The organism is Vibrio sp. PID23_8 (assembly GCF_003584965.1).
In the GTDB taxonomy this organism is placed as follows: domain Bacteria; phylum Pseudomonadota; class Gammaproteobacteria; order Enterobacterales; family Vibrionaceae; genus Vibrio.
Genome location: NZ_LIXE01000029.1, coordinates 1 through 3,290, shown reverse-complemented (window position 1 = coordinate 3,290; position 3,290 = coordinate 1). Strand labels below are relative to the sequence as shown.

The 3,290-nt window shown below is 42.5% G+C and carries 3 protein-coding genes and 1 pseudogene; 1 reads left to right on the top strand and 3 read right to left on the bottom strand.

Features of this window, described 5'->3' with window-relative positions:
- Window positions 1-114: 114 nt before the first annotated feature.
- Window positions 115-612 (bottom strand): GNAT family N-acetyltransferase, encoded by a 498-nt coding sequence (locus AK966_RS19795; RefSeq protein WP_182852778.1) that lies wholly within the window; start codon window positions 610-612, stop codon window positions 115-117.
- Window positions 613-856: 244 nt separating this feature from the next.
- Here AK966_RS19795 and AK966_RS20375 point away from each other — a divergent pair.
- A pseudogene (locus tag AK966_RS20375) lies at window positions 857-1,121 on the top strand (hypothetical protein).
- Between the two features lie 244 nt (window positions 1,122-1,365).
- Here the strand turns inward: AK966_RS20375 and AK966_RS19780 are convergent.
- Window positions 1,366-1,851 carry a GNAT family N-acetyltransferase gene (locus AK966_RS19780; RefSeq protein WP_182852776.1) on the bottom strand — a complete coding sequence of 162 codons (486 nt, stop codon included), beginning with the start codon at window positions 1,849-1,851 and terminating at the stop codon, window positions 1,366-1,368.
- 645 nt (window positions 1,852-2,496) lie between these two features.
- Window positions 2,497-2,964, bottom strand: a complete 468-nt coding sequence (locus AK966_RS19770; protein ID WP_119464776.1) for an NUDIX domain-containing protein — start codon at window positions 2,962-2,964, stop codon at window positions 2,497-2,499.
- Window positions 2,965-3,290 lie beyond the last annotated feature (326 nt).

The window sequence follows — 3,290 nt, the reverse complement described above, 5'->3', positions numbered from 1 at the left end:
CCATCATAGCCTGCGTTCGCAAGATGGTTGTGATACTAAATTCTATGTTAAGAGATGGCGTCATGTGGGATGAGAACATAGCGAAAAATTAGCTATTGACGCCATTGTCGTTTGTTATGCTTGGGCTATCGATAGCCTCATTTTCAAACTCTGCGTCATTTCACCATTAGGCAAAGTAATTTCCTCACCTTCACCTACGTAGCTAAACCCAAGCTTTTCGTAGAGTTTTCTAGCTGCAATATTGGACTTATAAACTTCAAGCCTGAGCTCTTTGTAACCAAACCTTTTGCTGTCTGAAATGACCTGTTTCAGTAACTTTTTTCCCAAACCTTTGCCTCTAAGGTCTGCATAAACTTGAGCACCAACAAATCCAACATCATCGCACTCTAAGCCGCACATTGAACCCGGAAATGCCTCAATACTAGCCACCACCTTTCCGGCTGATAAAGCAACAAAATTGGGGAATTTAAGCTGTTCGACTTTACAGAGCACCTTTAAAACTTTCTCTTTTGGTGGAGGAGGATTTCTAAGGTAAGCCCCTTCATCAAATACACCTTGCCAGAGAGCTACAAAGCTATCTAAATCATCCTGATTGATTCTTCTGATTTCCATATTTTCCTCTAAAGCATAACGCCCTGTTAAGGTGTGAGCAACGCAATACCTAAGCTGCCGCATACCACCTTAAACACTAAAACCAACGCATAGTAAAAATGCCACGCGTTGCGAATCACTCTTAAACAGATTGTTAGTCGCGAGGCACCGAGCGACAATTTTAAGCCGAACTAAACTTTGCGAACAACAAACTTTATGTGCTTTGATGCATTTAGGTCAGGCGTAGTCTCAAAGCGGCTACTCAATGAAACCACTTAGAACAAACAACGCCGCAGAAAACGGCCTGACAACACAAAAAAGCGCTTTTGCAAAACCAATCTCACAGCGCGGACTTTCAACAAAGTCACTGAAACCACGTGGAACTTACAACACCAGAGAAAACGTCCTTTCAGCAAGTAAATAAGCTTTTAAACCAACAAACTCACCGAGCAAATTTGCAACCAAAAAACAGATTATCGATCGCCCCGCTCTATCACCACCAAAGAATGAAACAACCGCTTGGAAAATAGCAATGCATTGGTTTAGGACCGATGAAACTGAGCTTTTACTGTCGAAGATTGAACAATGAGCCAAGCAATCAGTAGCCAAGTTTTGAGCTTAGAAACATGATTTTGATTGCTAGCTTTTTCTGGCGACTAACGCCAAATTAAGGTGTGAACAACGCTACCACCCTACCTAAACCATTGTGCCATAAACACTAAACTTGCTTGAAGTGAAAGCGCCGAGCGTTGTGAATCACTCTTAAATTTATTGTTAGCCGTACATTGCCCAACGGAAATACGGACGCTGACCGTCCATCCGTTCGACTTCTGCGCCTAACTTCTTGTAAAACTCGTGTGCTTTGATGTTGTGTGGGCTAGCTGTCCATGAAATATGAGAAGTTAACGAATTTTGAGCTTCCGTTTTCAAAGCATGCATAAGTTCAGCACCGTATCCCTTTGACCGGTGCTTATCAACAACTAGAAGATCATCAAGCCAAATAGACGGCTCGCCCCGAAAGGAAGAGTAACGATAATGAAACAAGGCGAAACCCTGAACTTCGCCATCTACTTCCAATAGCAAAGCATGGGCAAACGGGTAGTCACCAAATAAGGTTCGTTCAATTTTCTCTTTAGTTGTGGAGATTTCGCCGTCGAACCCTTTCATACTCCGGTCAAACTCAGCTTTGTGTCCAATAAGTTCTAGCAACTTACCAGAGTCTTGCTTGATCGCTTTCCTTACGTTCACTTTGTTCTCCATAACTCAAATTTCTGGTTGTCGGCTAACGCCGCGTTAAGGGGTGAACAACGCCACCACCCAACCTAACTCATTGTGCCGTAAACACTAAAGCTGAATCAAACTGAAAATGCCAAGCGTTGAGAATCCCTCTTAAACGCCTTGTTATAACTACATTTTCCTTAATGGTTGGCATGCTAATAGAAAGAAGCAAAGTGCAAATGTGCCCCCTGCTGCAGCCAAGTAATTGAGGTCAGCGTAGTGTACCAGTAACGACATAACTGAAGGGGCGATAAAAATAACTGCATATATGAACAACCTGACCGACTTTAGTTCTTGTGAACACTTCTTACATGTTATGTGTTTATCCAGGCTTATTGTCAACTTGGCACCAATAGAAATGGGCGCGTTACAATTTGGACACTTAAACATACTTACTCTCATATGTATCTGATTTTAATGTAATACTAGACTAGTCATGAGAGTCGAACCGTGCAAAGAGCTAAGCAGGTAATTCGAGGGAGTTCAAATCGGACGGTAGTTATAACGCCTTGTTAAGGTGTGAGGCACGCAATACCAAAGCCTCCGCATAACACCTTAACCACTAAAACCAACGCATAGTAAAAATGCCACGCGTGCCGAATCACTCTTGAACAATTTGTTAGCTTTCTAGCCAACGAAGTACGCTGAATCATTTTCTGCAAACAAACAATCCAACGGGTAAGGCAGCTCAAGCCTTGGCATACTACCTTTTGAAAACCATTTAAGGCATACCGTTTCATCATCGAGTGCGGATTGAGAACAACTTTCTACTACACATTTGAACATGATGACTGTGTATTCAACTTGATCACCATTTGGGTATGTAAAGCCAAAACCCTCACCACCAAATACACCAAGTAGGCGATCTACTTTTACAGTTAAACCTGTTTCCTCGCGTACTTCCCTGATCAATGCTTGCACTGGCGACTCTTGAGGTTCAATCATTCCGGCAGGAAGGCTCCATGTGCTATCTGATTTTTGCTGAAGTAGTAGCTCTTTGTTTTCATTTAAAATGACACCCGCTACGCCGGGGATAAGAAGTGGCATCGTTCCAATCTTAGAACGAACCTCTTTGATATAGTCACTTGCGCTCAATTTTCCTCCTTGAAAGCTAACGCCCGCTTAAGTGGTGAGCAACGCAATACCTAAGCTGCAGCACACCACCTTAATCACCAAAGTTAACGCATGCCAAAAATGCCACGCGTTGCGAATCCGTCTTGAAGCGTTTGTTATGCGTTTACTCAGATATTTCATAATGCCGTTCAACGTTTACTGTCACTTTGCCCCAATTAGAAGCCTTAACTCTTTTCTGATGACTGAATAGCCACCGACTTGATAGACACCTTTTAGTTAGACAAAATGACTAATAGAGAGGTGCTTATGAGCAGCAAAAGATATCCAGAAGAATTTAAAATTGAAGC